This window comes from Malacoplasma iowae (genome assembly GCF_900660615.1).
Taxonomy (GTDB): domain Bacteria; phylum Bacillota_I; class Bacilli_A; order Mycoplasmatales; family Mycoplasmoidaceae; genus Malacoplasma; species Malacoplasma iowae.
Map to the genome: position 1 here is coordinate 513,285 of NZ_LR215023.1, position 25,800 is coordinate 539,084.

Annotated in this window: 13 protein-coding genes and 2 tRNA genes; 14 read left to right on the forward strand and 1 reads right to left on the reverse strand. The window is 24.5% G+C overall.

Annotation, left to right across the window (positions count from 1 at the left end; translation table 4 throughout):
- Nucleotides 1-102 precede the first annotated feature (102 nt).
- From EXC57_RS02095 to EXC57_RS02130, 8 genes are all read left to right on the forward strand, one after another.
- On the forward strand, nt 103-1,077 hold the full coding sequence (locus tag EXC57_RS02095) for an IS30 family transposase (protein WP_129692495.1): 975 nt from the start codon (nt 103-105) through the stop codon (nt 1,075-1,077).
- 156 nt (nt 1,078-1,233) lie between these two features.
- Nucleotides 1,234-3,009, forward strand: coding sequence for an MATE family efflux transporter (locus tag EXC57_RS02100; protein WP_129692565.1), 1,776 nt, complete (start codon nt 1,234-1,236; stop codon nt 3,007-3,009).
- Nucleotides 3,010-3,169: 160 nt separating this feature from the next.
- Entirely contained in the window at nt 3,170-3,679 is a 510-nt protein-coding gene (locus EXC57_RS02105) for a CinA family protein (RefSeq protein WP_004024929.1), read from the forward strand.
- 109 nt (nt 3,680-3,788) lie between these two features.
- Nucleotides 3,789-4,757: a recombinase RecA gene (gene recA, locus EXC57_RS02110; protein ID WP_004024930.1), complete on the forward strand. Its 969-nt coding sequence runs from the start codon at nt 3,789-3,791 to the stop codon at nt 4,755-4,757.
- Between the two features lie 255 nt (nt 4,758-5,012).
- Nucleotides 5,013-6,458, forward strand: coding sequence for an NADP-dependent glyceraldehyde-3-phosphate dehydrogenase (locus tag EXC57_RS02115; RefSeq protein ID WP_004024931.1), 1,446 nt, complete (start codon nt 5,013-5,015; stop codon nt 6,456-6,458).
- 55 nt (nt 6,459-6,513) lie between these two features.
- Complete coding sequence (gene ptsP, locus EXC57_RS02120) at nt 6,514-8,247, forward strand: phosphoenolpyruvate--protein phosphotransferase (protein ID WP_129692567.1); 1,734 nt, start codon at nt 6,514-6,516, stop codon at nt 8,245-8,247.
- Between the two features lie 257 nt (nt 8,248-8,504).
- Complete coding sequence (locus tag EXC57_RS02125) at nt 8,505-9,272, forward strand: hypothetical protein (protein ID WP_004024934.1); 768 nt, start codon at nt 8,505-8,507, stop codon at nt 9,270-9,272.
- Between the two features lie 983 nt (nt 9,273-10,255).
- The gene (locus EXC57_RS02130) at nt 10,256-11,230 is read left to right on the forward strand and encodes an IS30 family transposase (RefSeq protein ID WP_129692495.1); all 975 of its coding nucleotides are present in this window, start codon (nt 10,256-10,258) and stop codon (nt 11,228-11,230) included.
- Nucleotides 11,231-11,501: 271 nt separating this feature from the next.
- On the opposite strand, the gene EXC57_RS02135 is transcribed toward EXC57_RS02130, so the two are convergent.
- Nucleotides 11,502-11,575 (reverse strand) — tRNA-Gly (locus EXC57_RS02135).
- Nucleotides 11,576-11,749: 174 nt separating this feature from the next.
- On the opposite strand from EXC57_RS02135, the gene EXC57_RS02140 reads away from it, so the two are divergent.
- The 6 genes from EXC57_RS02140 to EXC57_RS02165 all read left to right on the forward strand — a co-directional run bounded on the left by EXC57_RS02140 (nt 11,750) and on the right by EXC57_RS02165 (nt 25,781).
- The gene (locus EXC57_RS02140) at nt 11,750-13,255 is read left to right on the forward strand and encodes a hypothetical protein (RefSeq protein WP_004025476.1); all 1,506 of its coding nucleotides are present in this window, start codon (nt 11,750-11,752) and stop codon (nt 13,253-13,255) included.
- A 176-nt stretch (nt 13,256-13,431) separates the two neighbouring features.
- Nucleotides 13,432-14,985: an MATE family efflux transporter gene (locus tag EXC57_RS02145; protein WP_004025475.1), complete on the forward strand. Its 1,554-nt coding sequence runs from the start codon at nt 13,432-13,434 to the stop codon at nt 14,983-14,985.
- A gap of 181 nt (nt 14,986-15,166) precedes the next feature.
- Nucleotides 15,167-15,243 (forward strand) — tRNA-Arg (locus tag EXC57_RS02150).
- A gap of 123 nt (nt 15,244-15,366) precedes the next feature.
- Nucleotides 15,367-19,023, forward strand: coding sequence for a lipoprotein 17-related variable surface protein (locus EXC57_RS02155; RefSeq protein ID WP_129692568.1), 3,657 nt, complete (start codon nt 15,367-15,369; stop codon nt 19,021-19,023).
- A gap of 30 nt (nt 19,024-19,053) precedes the next feature.
- Nucleotides 19,054-22,275 carry a lipoprotein 17-related variable surface protein gene (locus EXC57_RS02160; RefSeq protein ID WP_004025473.1) on the forward strand — a complete coding sequence of 1,074 codons (3,222 nt, stop codon included), beginning with the start codon at nt 19,054-19,056 and terminating at the stop codon, nt 22,273-22,275.
- 122 nt (nt 22,276-22,397) lie between these two features.
- Nucleotides 22,398-25,781 (forward strand): lipoprotein 17-related variable surface protein, encoded by a 3,384-nt coding sequence (locus EXC57_RS02165; RefSeq protein WP_004025472.1) that lies wholly within the window; start codon nt 22,398-22,400, stop codon nt 25,779-25,781.
- The last annotated feature ends 19 nt before the right edge of the window (nt 25,782-25,800 follow it).

A 25,800-nucleotide genomic window follows, 5' to 3' on the forward strand; every position in this document is an offset into this window, starting at 1 on the left:
CGATTGACATGTGAAGTGCAACACTCAAAAAAGAGTGTGCACTTCATTTGTTTTGTTTGTAAGTGTTCACTAATAAAAAGATAATGAATATTAGGAGTGCTTATGAAAACTTATAAACATTTAACAAAAGAAGAAAGATGCTTAATTTATTTTCTTTGAAATAAAGAAAAATATTCTATGAATAAGATTGCAAAAATCTTAAATAAAAACAAATCAACAATATCAAGAGAATTAAAAAGAAACACATCTTCAACAGGGATTTATTATTCATCAACTGCTCACAAAAAATACATTAGAAGAAAATCAAATTGTCATATGTTTTTTATGTTGAAGTACAAAAACTTCACAGATCTTTTTATTCAAAAATTTAATCCTAAATCTCATGGTGTAGAAGCTACAATTTTTTGAATAAAAGAAAACTATCCGTTAGTTAAAGTTCCAAGTGCTAGGCAAGTATTTAGATGAATCAATAGCAAGATTTGAAAGATACAAAGAAGAGATTGTTTAAGAAGAAAATATGTTAAAGGAAAAAGAAGAAAAATAGGTATATTTTCTAAAATTGATGGAAAATACTGCATTCCTTATAGTCTAAGACCAGAAAAGATAAACAATAGAAAAGAATTTGGACATTGAGAAGCTGATCTAATAGTTAGTAAAAGGCAAAGTGGTTATTACCACTTATTGACATTAGTGGAAAGAAAAACAAGGTTGGCAATTATTAGAAAAATAAAAGGGAAGAACGCTAGATCAATGATGGCTAAAATGTATACCATTATTCGAGATGAAAAACTCCCAATAAAAAGCATCACTGTTGATAATGGGTTAGAGTTTCAAATGATGGGAATAACTGCAAAACAATTCAACTTTAAAGTTTATTATTGCCAACCTTATTCTTCATTCCAAAGAGGGTCCAACGAGAACATAAATGGGATAGTTAGAAGATGATATAAAAAAGGAACTGACTTCAGTTTAGTAAGTGAAGATAAAATAAAAACTCTTGAATGAAAAGTAAACAACATCCCAAGAAAAATGTTTGGTTATAAAACAGCTTACCAAATGTATCAAGAAAATATTTAAAACAAAAAAACTCTCAACTTATATTTCAAAGTCGAGAGTTTAATGTAACATTGAAGTGTTGCACTTCACATGTCAGTTAGGGAAAGAAGTTTTTTAAAAAAACTTCTTTTTTTATTTATTATTATATAATCTTTGAAATATTAGTTGGGAGTAACTGTGTCTATTGTTAATAAAATTTTTAGTGAAAAAATCGATGCTAACGTCAATGATTTTTATGCTAAACAAAATATGTGAAAATTATCTGCTAAAGTAGTTATTCCAACATTACTGCTAACTCTTTTATTTGGAATTTATATTTTTATAGATCAATTACTAATGATTTATCTTATCCCAAAAATGGGAATTGACTATTATCAAAAATATTTTGACTCGCTTAATGTTCCTATATTAAATCAAATGGATGTTATAGTAAATAAACTTCGTAGCGATAATATTCAACAAAGTTCTTGAGGTTTTACTTTGTTTAATAATCAAAACTTTATAAGTTATGCTGCAAGTTTAATTGGGATATTTAATTTAATTGTTATATCTTTTGGTTATCTTATAAGTACAGGTGCTTCAGTTTTATATAGTAGAGCATATGCTAAAAAAGATCATTATCAAAGAGATAAAGTTTATCAAACTTCATTTTATTCAACTATTATTTTTTCTCTTTTTGCTACTGTCTTAATGATTTTTATTCAACAACCTATATTGTCTGCAATTATTCCTGTAGGTGAAAAATATAACTATGTTTTTCCCAACAGTGAAGTACAAAATTCACTTAGCTCAATTCCTGATGCACAACAAACAATAACTTCATATGTTAAATATTATTACTCTGGCTCAATTAAACAAACGGGGAGCTATTTATACTTTTTAAACTCAACAATTATTTTTATGTGTTTATCTAATCTATTTTCTTTCTTTTTGAGAAGTGAGGGAAAAAATATTTGAATTACATTTATAGCAATTTTTGCAAATATGTTTAATATTGTTTTGGATGTAATATTAATTTATTCTAAACTTGGTGTAATAGGTTCTGGGATTGCAACTTTTATTAGTTTTATGATGAATTGTTTCGGATTAATAATTTATATTATTATTCTTCAAAAAAAGTCTGCAACAAACGTGAATTTTGTTGTTTTAAAACAATTTAGGATTAATTTTAAAATACTTATTATTTCAATATCTTTAGGATCTGGCACATTTTTAAGAGAGATTTCTTTAGCTGTTGCTAATGTTGTTTACTTAACAGTTTTATATAGTACATTTAATGCAATAACTAATGGGCCAATTGCTTTAGGCATATTGACTAAATTAGTTGCAACTCCTTTATATAATCTTTTATTTTTTGCTATTTTTGGGATTGTTGATGGAATGAGACCTATTCTTTCATATAATTATGCAAACAAAGAATATAATAGGGTTAAAAAAGCTTATTGAATTGGAACACTTTATGGAATTATTTATTCTTTAATGGTTAATGTTTTGATATTTTCATCATTAGCATCAGATACTGTATTAAACTTTTTTGCACCAGTTCAAGATGGAGAAAAAAACCAAGCAACAAAAATGCTTATTGTATTATTGATGTCTATGATGTTTCAAATGCCATTTATTAGTTTGTCTGTTGGTGGGTTGAGTTTGTTTCAATCAACTGGTAAAAATTTTATGAATTTTTTATTATCCTTAATGCAAGGTAGTATAACTTTTTATCCAGTAATTTATTCAATGAGTGCTATTGCTAAACATTTTGATAGTTATTTCCTTATGATGTTTACAGGATTTTTAAATATTGCTTTATCATCGTTAATTATCTTTTTTTCAACAATTATTTACATTTATCAATACATGGGCAAAAAAGAAAAAAATAATGATCCAGCAGCTTCATTAAATAAACAAATTAAAAAACTTGAAGATATTTTAAAAGTTAATAAAAATAAAATTTAATAACTCTTTTTATCAACAATATTATTTTTTTTAAAAAATTAAAATTAATATTGTTATATTTGATATTAATATATAGGTTATAAACTATCATAATTGTGAAAAAGTAAATTTTTACAATATAATAATTATTAGTAACTTTTATTGTCACATAGGATTTACGATGGATTACAAACAAATAATTATTAACGAATTAAAAAAATTAAATTTAAAACTTGGAATTGCAGAATCTGTTACTGGTGGTATGATTTCTTCAGCACTTGTTGATGTCCCAGGGTCATCTAAAGTATTTAAAGGTTCTGTAGTTTCATATACTCCAGAAGCTAAAAATAAACTACTTGGAATTGACATTGACTTAATTGAAAAGTATGGTGAAGTATCTCCACAGATAGCTAAAGAAATGGCTTTAGCAATTAGAAATAAATTGAAAACAGATTTTTCTATTGCAGTAACAGGTCACGCTGGTCCTTTTAGTGACTCTGAAGAAAAGAAATGCTTAGTTTATTTTTGTATCATTGTTATTGATAAAGCATATGAATTTGAAATGATTTCAAACGATGAAGGAAGAACAACTAATAGAATAACTATTGCTTCAAAAATAATTGAAGAGTTATTTAAGCTAATATATAAAGTTAAATCAGAAAGCAAAATAATAAATAATTCAGAACTTTAGTTTAATAAAACTATCTTTTGATAGTTTTATTTTTATTAATTTTTTAAAAATTTATTTTTTATTTGTTAGTTTCTCCTAAAAATATCTATTTATATAGTGGAGGGTTCAAATGGAGTATAAAATTTTTAATGAAACAATAAAAGAAATGGAAAAAAAATATGGCAAAGAAACTTTTTGCTATTTTGATGACAATGATAAAGTTGAAGTAATTTCAACAGGAAGTATTCACTTAGATGATGCTATTGGAATTGGTGGTTTTCCTAAAGGTAGAATAGTTGAAATTTTTGGTAATGAATCAAGTGGAAAAACAACAATTGCATTACAAGTTATAAAACAATGCATTAACAATAATATGAAAGCAGCATATATTGATGCTGAACAAACATTGGATGCGACATATTTGAAATCTATAGGAATAGATCTTGAAAAGTTGTTGATAGCAAAACCAGAGACTGGTGAACAAGCATTTTCAATTATAGATGCACTAGTAAAAACTAATTTAATAGATTTAATTGTTGTTGATTCAGTTGCAGCCTTAATTCCTCAAAGTGAACTGAATGCTACAATGGAAGATCAAAACATAGGTGCCCATGCAAGATTAATGTCTAAGGGTTTAAGAATGATTCATGCAAATGTTGCTAAATCAAATGTATGTGTTGTTTTTATTAATCAATTAAGAGAAAAGGTTGGAGTAATGTTTGGTAATCCTGAAATTACAACAGGCGGTAGGGCTTTAAAGTTTTTTAGTTCTTTAAGATTAGATGTAAGAAAAAGTGAACTACTTAAAAATGGTAGTGATATTCTTGGAATTAAATCAAAAGTAACAGTTGTAAAAAACAAATTAGCGCCACCTTTAAAAACTTGCTTTGTTGATATTTTCTTTGGTAAAGGTTTTGACTATAATAATGAGATTATTGATTTTGCAATTGAGTATGAAATTATAAACAAATCAGGTTCGTGATTTTATTATAATGGTGATAAAATTTGCCAAGGAAGAAAACAATTAGAAGAATACTTAACTTCTCATCAAGATATTTTTGAAGAAATAAAAAACAAAGTAATTGAACAAAAAAAATAATCATAAATTTACTAAGGTATTAAGTTACATTAATTTGCTTAATATCTTAGTTTTTATTTTTTAATAAATAATTTTTATAAAAATAAAAACAAAATTATTTTTAGAAAATGAATTTTAATTTGGTATAATTTAAACCTAAAATAAAGTAAATTAATAAGAATTACACTAATTATTTTTAATTAATATATATTTGTTAATTAACTTATAATAGAAATGTGTTTTTCATTGCACTATATTACAATTTTGGAGTTTTTTATGAATGACTTTAAAGAAAAAATTTACTCTGGAAAATCATATATTAATGGTAAATTTATTGATTCAAATAAAAAAATAGAAATTTATTCACCTATTAATAATAGTCATATTGGGGATGTTGTAGCATTAAGTAAATCTGATATTGATGATGCATTTTTAGCTGCACATAATGCTTTTAATAAATGAAGTTTTACACCAGGATATAAAAGAGTTGAATTAATTAAAAAAATGGCTTCATACTTTATTGAAGAAAAAGAGTTTTTAGCTAATTTAATTACACTAGAAGTTGGTAAATCTTATAAAGAGAGTTTATCTGAAGTTGAACGTTCTTACCAATACATAATGGATACTATTGATTATTTTGAAAAAAACATAGATAAACCATTTGTTATAGATGAAACAATTCATGGTGTAAAAAATAAAGTTGGTAAATTTTATAGAGTACCAATTGGAGTAGTGCTTGCTATTTCTCCTTTTAACTATCCAATTAATTTATCAATATCTAAAATTATTCCATCACTAATAGTTGGTAACACTGTTGTTTTTAAACCTGCAACTTATGGCTCTTTAGTTGGAAGTCAACTTGCAAGATATTTTGATAAATCTGGTTTTGAACCAGGTGTGTTTAACTTGGTAACAGGTAAGGGAAGTGAAATTGGGGACTATATAGTAACAAATAAATACATTCAAGGAATCACTTTCACTGGAAGTACAGATATTGGTAAAAAAATAGCTGAACAAGCATCAATGAAAAAATTGGTTTTAGAACTTGGTGGCAAAGATGCAGCTATTGTTCTTGATGATATTGATGTTTCTTTAGTAGCTAAAGAGATAGTTAAAGGTGCATATGGTTACAGTGGACAACGTTGTACAGCAATAAAAAGAATTATTGTTTTAAATGACATTGCAGATAGATTAGTGATTGCTTTAAGAGAAGAAATTTTAAAACTTAGAGTTGGTAACCCATTTAGTAGTCCAGACATTGTCCCAGTAATTGATAAAAAAAGCCTAGATTATGTTTTATCTTTAATCCAAGATGCTTTAGTTCATGGAGCTAATATAGTAACTGGAAATCAAATTGTTGGTCATAATTTATTAACTCCAACCTTAGTTGACCATGTTTCTTTAAAAAGTAAACTTGCATGAGAAGAACCATTTGGACCAGTATTGCCAATAATAAGAGTTAAAGATATAAGTGAAGCTATAAGTGTAGCCAATGCAAGTAATTTTGGTTTACAAGGAAGTGTATTTACAAATGATAAAGCAAAAGCATTGTTAGTTGCAAACCACTTAAACACAGGAACTGTTAATATTAATAAGTCTTCTTCACGTGGACCAGATATTTTCCCATTTGTTGGTGTTAAAGATTCAGGATTTGGTGTCCAAGGGATTGAGGGAGCAATGGTTGAGATGACAAGAATTAAAGGAATCGTTGAAAATAGTTAATTTTCAATTGATTTATTATAATATTATTTTTGAGTCTATTTAAGGAGTATTTATAATGTCTAATATTTTAAAAGGTACTGGCGCAAGTGTAGGTATTGCTTGTGCAAAAGCTTTTGTATTAAAAAAACCAACTTTTAATATTACTAGTTCAAAGATTGATAATAGTAGCAATGAAGTAAAAAAAATTGAATTAGCTTTTGATAAATCTATTGATCAATTAGAAAAAATTAAAGCAATAGCAACAAAAAAAAATGGAAGTGAAAAAGCATTAGTATTTGATGCTCACATTGAAATAGTAAAAGATCCAGAATTAAAAAATCAAATTGTAGATTTAGTTGATAACGAAAAACTAAATGGTGCTTATGCAATTAAAAAAATATATGATTCTACTCATGATTTTTTTGCTTCAATGGAAGATCCTTATTTTAAAGAGCGTGCAAGTGATATCAATGATGTTCAAACAAGAGTTTTGGCTAATTTCTTAAACATTGAACTTCCAAATCTTTTATCTATTGATAAAGAAGTTATTATTATTGCACATGATTTAACACCAAGTGAAACAGCTTTATTGAACAAAGAATTTGTTAAGGGATTTATAACTAATATTGGTGGAAGAACAAGTCATGCATCAATAATGGCTAGAACAATGGAAATCCCAGCTGTATTAGGTTTAAAAAATGTAACTGAACAAATTAAAGATGATGAAATTGTAGCAATAGATGGTGATGCTGGTGTTGTTGAATTTAAAGATGTTGATGTTAACTTATGAAAGAAAAAAATATTAGCATTTGAAGAAGAGAAAAAAGAATTATTAAAGTTTACAAAAGTTAAAGCTAAAACAAAAGATGGTCATATAGTTGATGTTGAAGCAAATATTGGTAAACCAAGTGACTCAGATAATTTAGATTCATATGGTGCTGAAGGTGTTGGTTTATATAGAAGTGAGTTTTTATACATGGACTCTTCAAATTGACCAGATGAACAAACACAATTTGAAGCATATAAATATGTTTTAGAAAAACAAAAAGACAAAATTGTTATTGTTAGAACATTGGATATTGGTGGCGATAAAAAATTAAATTATTTTACTTTTGATCATGAAGAAAATCCCTTTTTAGGCTATAGAGCAATTAGATTTACTTTAGATAACAAAGAAGTATTTAAAACCCAATTAAGAGCATTATTGAAAGCTTCAATTTATGGTAAGCTTGGAATTATGTTCCCTATGATTTGTTCAATTGGTGAAATTATAAAAGCTAAAGAAATTTTAAATGAATGTAAAAAAGAACTTGATCAAGAAAAAGTTAAATACTCAAATGATTTAAAAATTGGTATGATGATTGAAATACCATCAACTGCTATTCTTGCAGATAAGTTTGCAGAACATGTAGATTTTTTCTCAATTGGAACAAATGACTTAATTCAATATACTTTTGCTGTTGATAGAATGTCTGAAAAATTAACACACCTATACCAACCAAACAATCCTTCTTTACTAAGAATGATTGCTCACACAATAGAAGGTGCAAAAAAACACAATGTATCAGTAGCTATGTGTGGTGAAATGGCTGGTGATGTTATGTCTATTCCTATTTTATTAGGATTAGCTGGAAAAGGTCTTAATGCATTTAGTATGAGTGCTTCATCAATACCAAGAGCTAAAAAGTTTATCTCTAGTTTAAATCATAAAGACTGTATCGACTTAGCAGAAAAAGCTATTAATTGTAGTACTCCTGAAGAAGTTAATAAACTTGTAAAAGATTTTTTAACTAAAAATAATTTAATGTAATAATTTAAAACCATTTACTTATCTAATAAAACCTTATATCAACATTTGTTTGGTATAGGGTTTTTCTTTATATATATTTTTAATAACAATAAGTAAATGGATTTTATCGTGGATATAAAAAACACAAACTTTATGTTAAAAACATACAAAATTTTGTTGTTACTAAAATATATTTATATGTTTTTAAAAAAAGGAGTATTATCATATAAAAGAGAACACATAAAATAATTGCTCTTTTATTTTAATAAGGGAAGATTATGAAAAGATTTTTAGGTTTTATAAGCTACAGAAGTTTTATTTTAAGTATTATCTTTACTATCTTTCTTTTTGCTTTTGTATACTTATCAATATATTCAAACAATAACTACGATTATTTATACAAAAAAGAACTTAATCCAAATGATGGAAACTATTACTACACTTTACAAAGTGTAGGTTTTTTTGGAGTAGTTCATTTTACTTTTATAGCAACATCACTATCATTTGGTATGTTGTTAGTGTTTTATATCAACAAAGTTTTTATGGCGACAAGAATTTATGATCTAACTGGTATTTACTCTTGGATCACATTTTGTTCAATCATTCCATTAATTGGAATTATTATTGATTGATTTATTTTCTATAAATCTATTGATTCATTTGAGGAAAGAAAAATTAGTGATATCATTTTGAATCATCATTTTGTTAAATCAATTCATATTACTCAAACAATTTTTTCTTTATTTATATTCTTAGTAATTAACTCATTAACATTTATCATTTATCCTGAACAATTGTTTGGTGAAATTTGATCATCATATTTACCAATTTGTTTAATAATTCAATATATTGGTTCTGTTTGTTTTTTTATATCTTTAGCGGCGGGAGTTATTTATTTTATTATTGATCTTGTAAATATAAATGAATTAAGTGAAACACTAAAAGTTAATAAAAAACAATGTCTTAATTATGTATTCTTCCCATGATTAATCACTAATTCAAAATATGAGAACACTTCCTTTTTAAAAGTTAACAAAGATTTTTAGTTTAATATATTGTTAGTCAAGTTATTAAAAAAATCAAACAGAACATAAGTGATCAATTTTGTTATTTTAGCGTAGTATAAAAACATAATTCTATATGAATCATAAACATATATAAAATATAAAGAAAACAAAATTATGAAAACATTTTACTAGCTGTTGTTGTTTCTAGTTCTATTCACTTACAATAAACGCTATAAATGTTCAAAATGAATTAAATAATTATTCTAACTCATTGAGTTACAGAAATTACTTTATTTAAAGTATTTCACAAACATTCCAAAAAAAATAGACAATAAATATAGATTATTGGAACTTTTAATTGAAATTAAAAGTGAATTATCTTTAGAAGAAAACAAAATTTCCAAAAAACAGAGATGAGTATTCAAGGTTTATCAAATCTTATTTTCTTTAGTAAAAAAATTTATAGTATTAACTCAGTAATGATGGGTTAATCTTTGAATAAATTTGACACTGAAAAAAGTACAAACATACCTTACTTTGTTATTTAAGTTAAAAGATTTTTTTTGGTAAATTTAAAAATTTTAGTGGTTTTTTTATATTCTATCTATTTGATATGATATCAATAACATACATACTGTTTGTAATAGGTTATTATTTAATAGTCAGAATTACATTATTAGTTATAGTTTTAGTTGATGTGATAACTTTGGAATTTGATATTATAAATATTAAAAATTATGAATTTGTTAACGCTAATCAAAAAAGAAACTTTTAGATATATATTTATTTCATGGATCATGACAAGTAGTAGATATTCTAATGCTAATTATTTTAAAACAACTTAAGTACACATTAGCATATATAAAAAAACAAAATAAAAATAGTGTGGATATACAGTATAAACACACTATTTTTATGCTCGATTGACATGTGAAGTGCAACACTCAAAAAAGAGTGTGCACTTCATTTGTTTTGTTTGTAAGTGTTCACTAATAAAAAGATAATGAATATTAGGAGTGCTTATGAAAACTTATAAACATTTAACAAAAGAAGAAAGATGCTTAATTTATTTTCTTTGAAATAAAGAAAAATATTCTATGAATAAGATTGCAAAAATCTTAAATAAAAACAAATCAACAATATCAAGAGAATTAAAAAGAAACACATCTTCAACAGGGATTTATTATTCATCAACTGCTCACAAAAAATACATTAGAAGAAAATCAAATTGTCATATGTTTTTTATGTTGAAGTACAAAAACTTCACAGATCTTTTTATTCAAAAATTTAATCCTAAATCTCATGGTGTAGAAGCTACAATTTTTTGAATAAAAGAAAACTATCCGTTAGTTAAAGTTCCAAGTGCTAGGCAAGTATTTAGATGAATCAATAGCAAGATTTGAAAGATACAAAGAAGAGATTGTTTAAGAAGAAAATATGTTAAAGGAAAAAGAAGAAAAATAGGTATATTTTCTAAAATTGATGGAAAATACTGCATTCCTTATAGTCTAAGACCAGAAAAGATAAACAATAGAAAAGAATTTGGACATTGAGAAGCTGATCTAATAGTTAGTAAAAGGCAAAGTGGTTATTACCACTTATTGACATTAGTGGAAAGAAAAACAAGGTTGGCAATTATTAGAAAAATAAAAGGGAAGAACGCTAGATCAATGATGGCTAAAATGTATACCATTATTCGAGATGAAAAACTCCCAATAAAAAGCATCACTGTTGATAATGGGTTAGAGTTTCAAATGATGGGAATAACTGCAAAACAATTCAACTTTAAAGTTTATTATTGCCAACCTTATTCTTCATTCCAAAGAGGGTCCAACGAGAACATAAATGGGATAGTTAGAAGATGATATAAAAAAGGAACTGACTTCAGTTTAGTAAGTGAAGATAAAATAAAAACTCTTGAATGAAAAGTAAACAACATCCCAAGAAAAATGTTTGGTTATAAAACAGCTTACCAAATGTATCAAGAAAATATTTAAAACAAAAAAACTCTCAACTTATATTTCAAAGTCGAGAGTTTAATGTAACATTGAAGTGTTGCACTTCACATGTCAGTTAGGGATAAAAATAGTGTGGATATACAGTATAAACACACTATTTTTATTTTCTATAAGATATAAAAACTATTTTACAATCATATTATTTACATGGATTGTTGATATCTGTAAACTACAATAATTAAAAAATTATTATTCTGATATAAACATTTTAATAAATAAAAAAACTGGCAACAGCCAGTTTAATTTTTAATGGAGCAGATGACGGGAATCGAACCCGCGTCTCGACCTTGGCAAGGTTGCATTCTACCATTGAACTACATCTGCATTACCAAGCATTATTTATTATATTATAAAAATAAAGCTTTTAAAAATTAATTTGGATAATATTAAAAATCTATATGTACTTTAAATATTCGGTTATAAAAAATGTGTTTGTGTTTATAATTATCATGGGCGCGGACAAATAAGATAATTGAACGATAATAAAGGAGGAAATTTTTGAAATTAAAAATAAACAAAAATAATTCTTTTTTATTTAAAAATATTGAAGAATTAAATAATGTTAATTTTCTTGATGATGATCAAGAACAACAAGCAAGTGACTTTGATGACCAAGATTTATCAGATGGAGTTTCAGAAAAGTTATTAGATTATTATCACGAAAGAGAATTTCATGATTACTATGACCAACAAAGCAGTCATTTTAGTATCAAAGAATATTTATTTAATCTTAAATCAACAAAAAATTCACTTTGATTTTTGTTTGTATACTTACTAGTGTTTTTTATAATAAATTACTTAATCTCAAATTATATTCTGTATGTAACTATTTTTAATCAAAGTGTAAGCATTAATAATAACTTTTTAATTTGATCAAATTATGTTACTAGAATATTTATGATTGTATTTTTTGTAATTTCTTTTGTTTTAACTTTATTTAGTAATATAGGTTTTTTAATTTCCAACAAAAATTTTAATGATCGATTAATAAGAAATTCAATAATACAATTTATTTATATATTGATTATTCTTTTTGAATGTCTTTCCTTTTTGCATTTTGATTTATTTTCTAACAAGACTTTAGAACAAATAGGATATTTTTTCTCATTTGTTAGTTGAAATGATAACTTATTGTATGTAAATATATTTTTATTGCCAATATTAATTTACTTTTTTAATAATCAAGAAAAGACAAATAAAAAAACAAAAGATATTAAAAATAACAATTTAGTTTATTTTTTATGCATTGTTTCTATCATTGCGATTTTATTTATAATAATTTCTAATAATGTTTATGATAATATATCACTTGATGCTAAAGATAATTATTCAATATTTACAAATGTTATAGTATTGGTCTTATCATTAATCACAATTATTATTGGTATTAATAGTAAGTCAATGGCTTTAATTGTTGCTAAAAAATTCAGTGAAAAAAACTATAAATTGGCATACCATTGTTTTTGTATGTTTTTCTTTTTTATTAGAATATTATCGATTATTACTTTATTATTATCGATAACAAATCTTGCTACAACTTTATGAAATTATTTGAATTTTCAAAATAATTTAAATAGTGGTATTTCAACGTCATCTTTAAACTATTCTGGAATTGTATTAATAAATTTTGCTAAAGTTTCAAACATTGATTTTACTAACGCATCTCTTGGAGGGAACTTAACAAACTACCAAGTATCTTTTGGTTATTCTATTTCAAGTTTTACATTTGTATTGTTTGTATTTTTATTTATTCCTTTGAGTCTATTTTTATATCTTTATGACATTCATTTTTTGAAAAATAAAAATATTTATAACCAAGATCAAATGAACAATCAATACAACAATAAAACAATTATTAGTAACAACAATATGGGAAATGTTGTTATGTCACAAAATCAATCTTATATTGAAGATATAAAAGCTGCATTTGAATTATTAGAAAAAAATATTATCACTAAAGAAGAATATGCAGAAATTAAAAGAAAAATAATTGAAAAGATTTAGAATTAAAAAATTAAATATTTTCCAATCGTTATGATTATGAAATATTTAATTTTTTAGTTGCAAGTATTTATACATAAAGTAATTTTTGCTATGAGAAAACAAATATTTTTTATATATTAAAATACAAAATTAGTTATAATAATTTGAGTTGAAAATTAAAATATTTTGGATTTTTTATGAAGTCAAAAATAAGTAGAAAAAATTTTGATGATAATTTTAAATATTTAAATGAAAATAATAGTAAAAAAAACAAATTGGTTAATAAACTATTTGGTGACAAAGCCTTTATTATTTTAATGTTTTCATTATTTATACCTTCAGCATTGCAACAATTAATTACTATTGCTGTAACATATGTTGATATATTTTTTATTTCTGGTTTTGCCCCAAATAAAATTACTATTGATAATAATGTTATTAATATAGCAAATCCTGGAACAATTGCTAAAACAGCTGTTGGTATATCAACATCGGTTATTAATTTTCCGCTCATGGTTACTTTGGGTGTAACATCAGGTATTGGCTTAGTTACAGCACAATACTATGGAGCAAAACAAAAAAATGAATTACAACAAACTATCATTTATAAAATACTTGTTAGTTTGTTATTGGTTACTCCTTTTATCATCTTAATGATGGTTATGCCTTTTGAAATTATTTCTGTTTCTAGAAATGTTTTTAATCCGATTTTAACAAGTGAGTCTGGATTAATTTCAAGTGTGGCTGCAACTTATTTATTTTGAAGTGCTCCTGGATTTTTTATAATAATTCTTGTATACACTTTAGGGTACTCTTATAGAGAAATTGGGAAACCTAAATATGCATTAATAGCTTCATTGTGTTCTATGTGTGTCAATATCATAATGGACCCATTACTAATTATTTTTGAAAAAGATTTAAATAATGCAGTTAGAAATATTGCATTAGCAACTATATGTTCTAGATTTATTGAATTTTTAGTAATGTTCATTTTTATATATGCCAAAAAAGAATATTATTTATTTATTAAGAAAGTAAAACTAGATTTTAAAACATTCAAGGTGACAATTAAAAATTCATGACAAGCAATTTTTAATGATGCTCTATATGGTTTTGCTACATTATTTTTAGTAATGTGTTTATTAATATATGATGAAAATAGTCATGATGCATTTACAACTGTATCAATAATTATTCAATTTGCAAATGTTATTTTTCCAGGTATGGCTGCAAGTTGTGCTGTTTTAGTTGGTAGTGAATTAGGAAACAACAATATTGAAAAAGCTAAATCTAACAGCATTTGTTTAATAACCTGAGGTTCTATAATAACTTTAGTATTTGCTTTGATTTTATTTGCTTTATCATGATTTATTAATCCAATATTATCTCCTCCACCTCCAATAGAAAACTCTAATCTTTATAATCAATGGTTAGCTAATCAAGAATTGGCAAAACAAGCTGAATGAGTCATGATGCCAATTATATTTAGTCAGGGTATTTTCTCAATTTTATATTTTTCAATAAAGGCTGGTGGATCTAAATATATATTTTTTACTGATGGATTTGTTATGTCAGTGTGATGTGTAGTTTTAGGTTGTTTGCTTTATACTAAAACAATTAATCCAAACAACTTAAAATCACCTTTGCTATTATTTTTTATTGTTGAATTTAATCAAATTGCCAAAGCGATAACTTCATTTATTATGTATAAATGATCTAATTGAGCTATCAATATTACTATTAATAAATAAAACAAAAGAATTATATTATTTAAAATATTAAACAATTTTATAATAATTTTAATGATATTACATTTTAAATACATTAGGACAACAATGGTTTTGATTTACTTTGTTGTTCTATTTTTATTTTCAAATAAATAAATTTTATGTAAAAAAAATCCAAAAATAGTATAATATATAAATGTAATGTGTGCCTATAGCTCAGTTGGATAGAGCATACGCCTTCTAAGCGTAGGGTCAGGAGTTCGAATCTCTTTAGGCGCGCCATTTATAAAACCAAACACTTCGTTCTTTTGTGAATGAGGTGTTTTTTTACGTGTTTGTATTCAATTTTTATTTAATTTATAATATATTAAGCAATATTAATATTTGTTAATTGGTGGTGAAAAAATGGTAAGAAAAATTAAAAAAGTGTTTTTATTTTCTACAACATTAATTATTCCGACTATTTCATTGCCTTATACAGTTTTTAATAATAACTTAACAAACCAACATATAGGTTTTGATGGTGCTAGTCAATTAAGTGAATCACAATTATTGGCAAATAATGTTGATGCATTAAAATATCCTGTAACTCCAGATGCTAACAACAACATAACACCATATGGTGTTTTTAGAATTGTAAATTCAGACAATCAAAAAAAGATTGTAATGAATGATTTTAATTCTAATTTATTATGAGAATACAATTTATTGAACAATGATTTGTTAAGAGTTATTTATCAAAATTATGTTATTAAAAGCATTAACACAAAATATAATCCATTTATGAAAACTATTTTTATTTATGGTATTGTATCTAATGATAGTTCTGCTCCAGATAAAGCATATTTATTCCAACTTCATGCTGACACAGGAAAACCTTATATAGTAAATAATTCTAATGGAAATTCAATATTACGTGATAGAGATGGTTTAACACCTTATATTGATAGTCTTATTTTTGATAAAGATGAAGGTAGTTTTATTGTTTTTGATTCTTCACAAGATTATAGTACTTTTAATAATATGTTAAAAATATCTTATAGAAATTATTCAACATTGCAAATAAATTCAAATGATATCAAAAAATTTGTACAAAATGGAACAACAGCATCAAACAAAGTAATTAATAATACAAAATTAATTAAAGCTGTAAATTTATCTAATGGTTTTTTTGGAATATATAAATATTATGAGGAAACAACCACCACAACGAATCCAACAAAATCAACTAATATTATTAGAAAAGTTGGTTTTGCTATTTTTGATTGACAACTAAGAAAATTAACTAATGACTTAGAAGTTTATTCTGAAAATGATTCTACACAAGGTGTTGTAAATCTTACAAAAAGTAATTTGTATAGTTTAATTAATGATTCTTTTGTTATATCAAAGACAAAAAATTCTTATCTTATATCTTTAAATATGGTTGAACCAGTAATGTCTGGAAATTATAATAATTCAGCAACTCATTATGGTTTTTCTGATAAATTAAGATTTGTTGAATTTACTTATCCAACAAATGGTACACCAATAAATTTATCATTAAAAGAAATAAATGTTACTAATAATAATTACATTTCTTCTTTAAAAATTGATAATAGTACAAATACAATTTTTGCTACAACTTACTCTGATCCTTCTAAATTATTAACACCTAAATTATTTGCAGTAGATTTAAGTTCTAGCAAAATGACAGAAGTTTCAAATTTTAATAATAATAAAAATAGCGGTTCTACATTGGTTAATGTTTTTCCTGTTGATAACTCATTGAATTCTGATAAACAAAAAAGCTTTTTATTAAAACAAGTTGTTAATTTTGATAATACAAACAATAGCAATGTAACATCTAATACACAAATTACAAGTTCTAAATATGTTGGTAGTGATGTTACAAAATCTGGTGATACTTATACTGAAAATAACCAAAATGAACTTTTTACTTTTTCAATTAATAACATTCAAGAAGAATTAACTAATGATCAAGTCATTACTAAAAAACTTCCTAGTGATGTTTCAGAGCAAGATATTTTAGGAATAACTAAATTAATGGTTAACAATGCAGAAAATACAGAATTATTAGAATCTAAAACTTTATTGCCTGTTGATAGTATTGGAAATAAATTAGTAGCTAACAATGCAGAAGGAAAATTAAAAGTTAAAGTTGAACTTAAAGTTAAAAATTGATGAAACAAAACAAATTCTTTTACTACTTTAATAAAAGAAATTGAGCTTACAGGTTTTAGTAAAAATTCAGATCTTGAATTTAAATTAATAACAAAATCTTCTGATGATTCAGATAAATGAGCTGCAATAGAAAATTTGAAAAAAGCTTTACCATCAGCTGTTACAACTGATAACATAATTGATAGTTTTATTAAAAAAGGTGCTAAATTAAATCTAACAAAAGATAATGTAAAAATATACAATTCAGAATCAAGTTATTTAGCTGGAGAAACAGAAAATAAAATTTATATAAATGTTTTTCCAGATGATTCTAACGGGACTTTAAGAGTTTCGTATGACTTAACTGATATATCATCACCAAGTATTGGACAAACAAACTTAACTGGAAGTTACACATATGATGGTTTTGTTAAAACATCAGGATGAACAAAGGTTACTATTAATGATAATATTTTTAAACAATTTAAAAATAAGTTGCCATATCAAATTACAAAACAAGAAATAATAAGTTCATTAAATATTGGGTCATCTTATAAAATTTCACCAGAATATTGAACATTAACTTTTGATGATGAATTAGACAGTGAAACATACATCCAAAACATGATTAATGGACAAATTAATTTCACAATTAAATATAATAGACAAATGGATAGTTCTATCCCAAGTACTGTAAGCGATGAAAATTTAACAGTTAAAGTAACAAGTAATACAGAAGCTGGGAAAGGTTTTATAAAATTAAGTGATTATATGGGAGAAAACATTCGTTTGGATGAAAATTTAGCAGATGTAAAAACTTCTTCTTTAAAACTTGAAGAGGTTAATGCCAATATAAATTCAATAATAGACCAAACTATACTTGTAACAAACAATTGGGTAGATCCATCAAAAATTTATGATGTAACTCAAAAAGAAGCAACTGATAGTACAGTTACATATAATTTAAAACTTAAAACAGAATTTCCATCTAATATTTATGTTTATGATGCAAACGGTACAAGACAAAATCTAAAAATTACTAGTCAGTGATTAACAAAGTTAAACGAAGTTAAACCTAATTATTTTGATGGTGTTAGTGAAATTAAATATAACATTAACTTAACTGATTACGATTGAAATTATGATAGTATAAACAAAGATAATTCAACTATAAGTTTTCAAAATTTATATGAAGAATCTAATGCAGCAAATAGAGGTTATGAATATAGATTCTTGTTACCATCAGATTTTATAAATTCATTTGAAACTGACCCAATTAAAGGAAAAATTGGTTTCCAAGAAACATTTCAATTAATTAAACCTTATAGTTCAGCATCTAATCCTATTCGTTCATTATTTTTAAATTCTTTATCATCTACAAGAAACACTGATCCAGGATATTACGAAATTGATAAAGTTACATTAATACCTAATAATCAAGAAGGTAGTGTTATAGCAAATTATGTGATTAAATATCCAAATTTACAAACAGCTTATGGAAATCCAGTATTGTTGTATCCTAGTATCAAAATAACAGGGATGAAAACTCAAGGTATTGCTTCAATTGATAATGCAACTATAATAACTTCAACAATAGTTGTTTTAATAGTTATTTCAATTGGTTTACTAGTTTTTATTAAAATAAGAAAAAATAATTTCCTTGGAAAGAATTTAAATAATAAATCAGAATCAATTTCAAAAAACAAGATATTAATTTCTAAAAATAATAATGAAGAAATAAAAAATAATAAAAAAGACAAAGAAAACAAAAAAGTAAAAGATATAAAAGTAGACAAAGTAGATAAAAAAGAAAAAAATAAACTTCTTAAAAAAGACAAGCCAAAAGATGTGAAAAAGAAAAATGTTAATCAAGCAATTGATTTTTCAAAATTAGAATAGAAAATTATATATATTGAGTTGGTAATTATAATGAGAAAAAACAGTAAAAGAACTTTTAAAAAATTTGTACCTTTTATTACAATAGGAGCATTGTTTCCTATAGTTTTTTCTTTTGTTCCTTCTTTTAATAATGACCAATTAAACAAAGCAGATACTTCATATAATTTAACTAAAGACAAAGATACTTTAAAAGCTGTTAATTCATTTGCAGATTATCAAACAATTGCAAATGAACCAACTATGCAATCAATTTCAACACCACAAGGTTTTTTTGGAAAAACAAGTGATAATAAATCTGTTATTTTAACTTCATATGATGGTATAGTTGTTTGACAAGACACAATTGTTGAAAACACAGATGTTATAAACTATTACAAGCAAAAAGGTATAGGTGATATTTCCAATTATAAAATGCATTCTTGAGCTTACACAGAAGTTGGTAATAATAAGCTTTTATGTGTCCTTTTTGGAGATGAAAATAATAATAATATGACAGTGTTTTCATATTCAATATTTGATGGGCAACTTTTTGGTGGTCAAGATAATAAATTTAATAAAATAGTTGATGTTAAACCTGGTAGCACAACATTAAATAAATTATCAAATGGAAATGTTTTAGCATCAAAATATGGTAAAGAAAATGAAGTAAAAAATACAAGAACAGTTGTTACTATAAACAATAATGGATTATCTCAGATTTATCCTGTTTCAAATATATTAGACGGAATATTAGGAACATCTGAAGAAAAAACAAAATATGAAAATGCAACGTTTTTATATTTTGCTGGTGGTAAAAAAGGATCTAATACAGATGTAGCAGTTTATCTTGGTAATGATAATAAGTACTTTTGCATAGCAACTAATGATAGTTTAATCCCGTATGATAAGGATAATAAAATTGTTAAATTTGATACTGATGTAACTTTTACACAGGATACAAATGGCATTTTTAAAAGTATTGATATGATTCCAAAATATGGTTTTACCCTAAATGATCAAAATGCTAGTGGTTTTTTCATTTTGAATTTGGTTGGTGGATCTTCTAATGATAAAACATTGTTTTTAAATTTAAATACTCGTATATTGTCTAAAAAAGCAGAGTTAGATCATAACCAAAACAAATTCCGTTATTCAAATTATGATCCAGTTAATAATAGTTTGTATATTTCATATTACAAATCTCCTGATAAAACTAGAGTTATAAAATGAGATTTAAATAAAGATACAGCTAATAGTAACAATACAGTAAAAATTCCAGTTGATGATAATTCAAATGCTGAACAAATTACAAATCCATTTTTAATAACACCTGTTATTACAGATAAAAAGTATTCATTAACTCCATATATATTTAAAACAGATAAGGATAATGATACACCAACAGCAGCATTCCAGAGTGGACAATATCTAGGTAAATTTAAACTACAGTTTAATAAATGATATGATCCAATTTCAGCTTTTAAATCAGATACAAGTTTATATAAAGATAAAATGCCATCTAATGTAAATGATAATGATTTAAAAAATAAGTTAACTTTTAAATCAAATAATAACTCAGTTGGACAATATAAAGTTACAGTACAAAATCGTTCTGGTAATGATGACAATGGAACTTTAAGTGCTAAATATAAAGTTGAATTTAATAACTGATGAGATAAATCTACCACTTCATATTTTACAATTCCTTTTCATGTTGATGGAATGTATAAAAAATCAAATATTAAATTTTCATTTATAACAAACAAAACAACTGAAACACAAACTAAGTTTGAAAAAATAGAAGAATTAAAGAAAACAAAATATGCTAGAGACATTACTAAAAAAGAAATTATAGATAATTTCTTTACATATGAAATTAAAGATAAAAATGGTAGCAAATTTAATATTAATGAAAATATGATAACTACAACTGTTGGTACAAATTCGTTAACTGTTAAAGTTGCATTACCAGTTAATTCATTTCCTTACGGAACATCAGGTGATTTATTAAACTATTCTTATGAATTTGTAGGTTTTAAAGATACTAGTGGATATACTTTCCATTTCCTAACTGATGATGAACAAAATAGTAATGACAATGTTAAATTATTAAAAAGTTCTAAATTCCCATCAGAAATCGAGTATGATACTACTTCAATGAAATTAACAGATAATGGTAAAAGAGATTTATTTACTAATTTTATTAAACTTGGTTTTTCATATAATACAAGTTATTCTAGTTGAGAAGTTAAACTAAAATCAGTTGATAATGTTAATGGTAATTTAGAAATTGAATATATTAAATACATTGATACTAGTGTTGGAACTGGTTTCCCTGATGAATTAAAAAATGTATTATCTAATACAACAATATCAGGATTTAAAAAATTAACAGATAACTTTAAAAACCCTCCAACAATGACAAAATATGTTGGAAACCTTACACCAACAGGATTATGAAATGAATATCAGTCATTGCTAAATAATGGCAACGCTGAACAATCAACATTAATTAAAAGTTTAAATTTTGAATTAGCTAATCCTAAAAACTTAGACATAAAAGTAACTAATTTGAACACATCTATCAAAGACAAAAAATTAAACCTTCAAATTAGTTTAAAAGATAATGCAACAACAAATTTAATTGTTAATGGTAAATATCTAACTTTAGATAAACAAACAAATGATAATCTTAAAAAAGCTTTAGGAAATACATATCCTTATAATGTTGCTTGAGAAATAGATTCACAAAGCTATGTTTTTGAATGGGATACAAATAATAATGTAGTTGGAATTACACAAACAGATGATTCTTTATCAATTGATATAGAAAAAGCAAAGTTTGACTTTATGAATTCTAACATGTATGCTGATGAAGTAAGTGAGAATGATTTATTAACATTATTTACATTACAAAATTATGAAATTTCTGGAAATCCAGAAATTAGCAGAAATAGATCAGCTGGTACAATAACAATTGTTTTTTCAATCAACCAAGTAGATCCAGGACAAAACCAATCTAAATCTATTAAACAAAATGATAATAGAATAAATAGTGTTACAAATAATCAAAAAATTATATTTATAAAAAACTTTAAAATTCCATTTAGTCCTGTATCACAATATATTCCAGCAATCATTTTAAGTGTTGCTCTATTAGCGCTTATATTGATAATTATTTTGTCAATTTCTAAAACAAAACCTTCTGTTATTGACAGCCCACTTTCTAGAAAAAGAAAGAAATTTAAAAAATTAACTAAAATAAAAAAATAATAAATAATAAAAACCTATAACTGATAAAAAAAGTGTAGGTTTTTATTATTTTTGATAATTGATATAGTTATTAAAAAAAATTATAATTATTTAAAATGCATTATTTTTAACGGTGAGTTATTATGAGAATTAAAAAGAAAAAAATATTATCAACATTGTTACTTAGTGGTATTTTAATTATGCCAACTTTTTTTTCAATAGGTAGTAATGTTGATTATGTTAATTCTAATAGTTTTCAAAAAAATGCTAAAGTTGTAAATAATGATGAAGTTAAAGCTAATGAAGTTGTTCCAACATTTGGTCAAGATAACAAAAACCAATCAAATATTACTCCTAATGGAATATTGAGTATAAATAATAATGTAATTAATTTAACTTTATATAACAATATTACAGCATGAAGTTTTGATATTATGAAAAGTGATTTCATGCTTAATTTAAATTCTAAAAAAACAAAACCTAGTTCAATTTCAAATGTAGGTATTAAATACAACACTTATACAAGAAATACAGTGTTTGTATATGGGGTTGGGCATTATCCAACTGAAAATGATAAAAACAAAGCTGATGAATTAGTTCCATTTTTATTTCAAATAAATTTAAGTACAGGAACACCTTATTTATTAAATAATAGTTATCCATCATCAATAATAACTTCAACTAATTATCCTAATGCATTAAAAAATTCTATTGATTGAGTAGTTTTAAATCAAAATGATGGGACATTTTTTGTGTTTTCTAAATCACAAGATTCAACACAAAAAACAATAACTAAATTTAGTTCAATAAACTATTCTAGTGTTAATATTGATAGTTCTAATTTAAATACTTTATTAAATAGTAATAAATTAATTAATGTATCTAATCTATATGGAAATTATTTTGCTATTTCAACTATAAGTAATCAACAACCAGTAAATGGAAATCAAGATGTTGATTTTTATATTTTTGATTTTAATTTAACTCAGCTTACAGAAAAACAAACAATAAATTCTACAAAAAGTGTTGAAAATGCAATAGCTGAACCAATTACATTTACTAGTAGTAATAATTCAATTATCACAATAGTGTTACCTTTTGTTACAGATGGTTTTACTAATGATTTAGAACTTGCAAAAAAATTAAATATTTTTAGATTTAGTCCAAATGAAAGTGATAGTTCAAATAATGGAAAAAAGAAAATAGAAAAAGCATCAATTGATATAGGTAAATCAGAAGATTCAAGTAATGGTGGTACTTCTTCTAATCAATATGCTTATGCATATAGAGTAGATCAAAAAAATAAAAGACTTTTTGTAACTACAATTGATAATAGTTCACAAAAACTTTATTGTTATAAGTTAGATGATACATCAGGTAAATATTCATCAGTATATGAAATTACAAATTTTACAAATGGTGTAACAACAAAAGCTAACGAAAAGAAAATAAATAATTTTTTTATAGTTAATGATGCAAATGTTGATGCTAATAGCTACATAATTAGAGAGGAATTAACTTTTTCTAATAATGAACCAGCTTCATTAACCAATGTAGATTATTATAGTGGAAAAATAACAGTAAACTCTAGTGCTGCATTAACAGATATATCAAAACTTGATTCTTATTCTTTTAAAAGTATTGAAGAAGCCATAAAAGAAAATGAATTGGAAAAACATTTACCTTCTGATCTTAAAGAAGCAGACATTATTAAAATGGTTCAACTTGTAAACTCAGAAGATAAAGAAATTACTGGTGTAACTAAAAATTTATCTAAATCTTCTCCTGTTAATTACAATGATGTAAGTGGAACAATTAGTGTTGTTATTGAATATAAAGTTTCAAATTGATGAAATAATAAGACTTCTATTTCATTTACTATTCCAATAACTGCTTCTGGTTTTTACACTAGAGATTCATTGAGTTTTAAATTAGTAAAAAATGCTAATGATAATAGTCAAAAATGAAATGAAATTACAGCATTAAAATCTAAATTACCTTCAAAAATAACTAAACAAGATATTATGAAAAGTTTTTATATTGCTGGGTCAAATTTAAAAATAGAGGAAAACCATATTAATATTTCTTCAGCACAAAAAACTGATCAACAAAAAGAAGACACTTCAAATCAAAATGCTCCAATTCAAGTTATTGCAAATGATGATGATGGTACATTATTAATTAATTATAATCTTACAAGTATTTCGTCATCGAATATGCCTGTTGATAATATTATAGGTTCTTATAAATATAGTGGTTTTTTAAGAACTGGAGGATGAGACAAAGTAACATTAAATACAAATATATTTAATTCATTAAAGAAAAATAAATTGGCTTATCAAATAACTAAAAAAGATATTATTAATAGTCTTAATTTAAATTCATATTATTCAAGAAATGAAAGTGATTGAGAATTAACTGTTGATAATGCAGATCAATCAACTGAACAATTTAAAGAAAATATCATTAATGGAAAAATGAGTTTTACTATAAAATACAAAGCTAGTGAAAATGGAGTTCCAGAAACAATTCCAGCAGAAAATTACACTATAAGTGTTGGAAAAGAAAAAGATACAACATCTGGAAGTGGTTTTATGACACTTGAAGAATATGTGGGAGAAAAAATAACTTTAGATACAACAAGAATGAATGAATTAACTTCTTTAATGACTACAGAGAATATTAGCAAGAATATAAATAATTTAATTAGTGATTATTCAACAGCTAAAAATAATTGAGTTGATGTTTCAAGTCAATTTAATTTCACTATGAACAATGAACAATCAACTGATAATAAACTTATTTATAGTGTTAATCCAAAAGTTGAAATGTTTACAAACATTAATGTTGTTTTAAGTGATGGTAATACAACTAAATTAAAACTTGATAAAGATTTCCAAAATAAATTGTTGCAGAAAAGACCTAATTTATTTAAAGAATTAGAAAAGGTTGATGTTAATGCAAACATAACTGTATACAACTGAAATTATGGTGTTTCAAATTCTTTAAATACTATTGCATATAAAGATTTATATAATGATTCAAGCCCACAAAACATTAATTACAATTATGTATTACCTTCTTCTTTTGTTGACTCTTTCCCAACAGATCAAGAATTAGGAAAAATTCAATTTCAAAAATCTTTTAATTTGTTAAAAGAATTTTCTAAAACAAACGAACAAGGTCAAATCGATAAATCAGATGTGACATATTATGAAATTAAATATATTCAATTAATTCCAGATAATGAAAGCGGAATTGTAATTGTAAATTATACTGTTGAATATCCAAATATTAAAAACTCTAGTGGATTTACTGTAACAATAAATCCACAAATGATAATTTCTGGTTTTAAAACAACTGGACAGATTAAAAGTGATTTCAATACTATTCTTTTATCTGTTGTTATTAGTTTAATTGTTTTAGCTTTATTTACAATAATTGTAATGAGAGTTAAACGTAATAAATTTGTTAATGCATCCAAGACTAAGGGAATTAAATATAGTAAAATTAAAAGAGCAAAATAGTTTATTAAAGGAGGCTTAT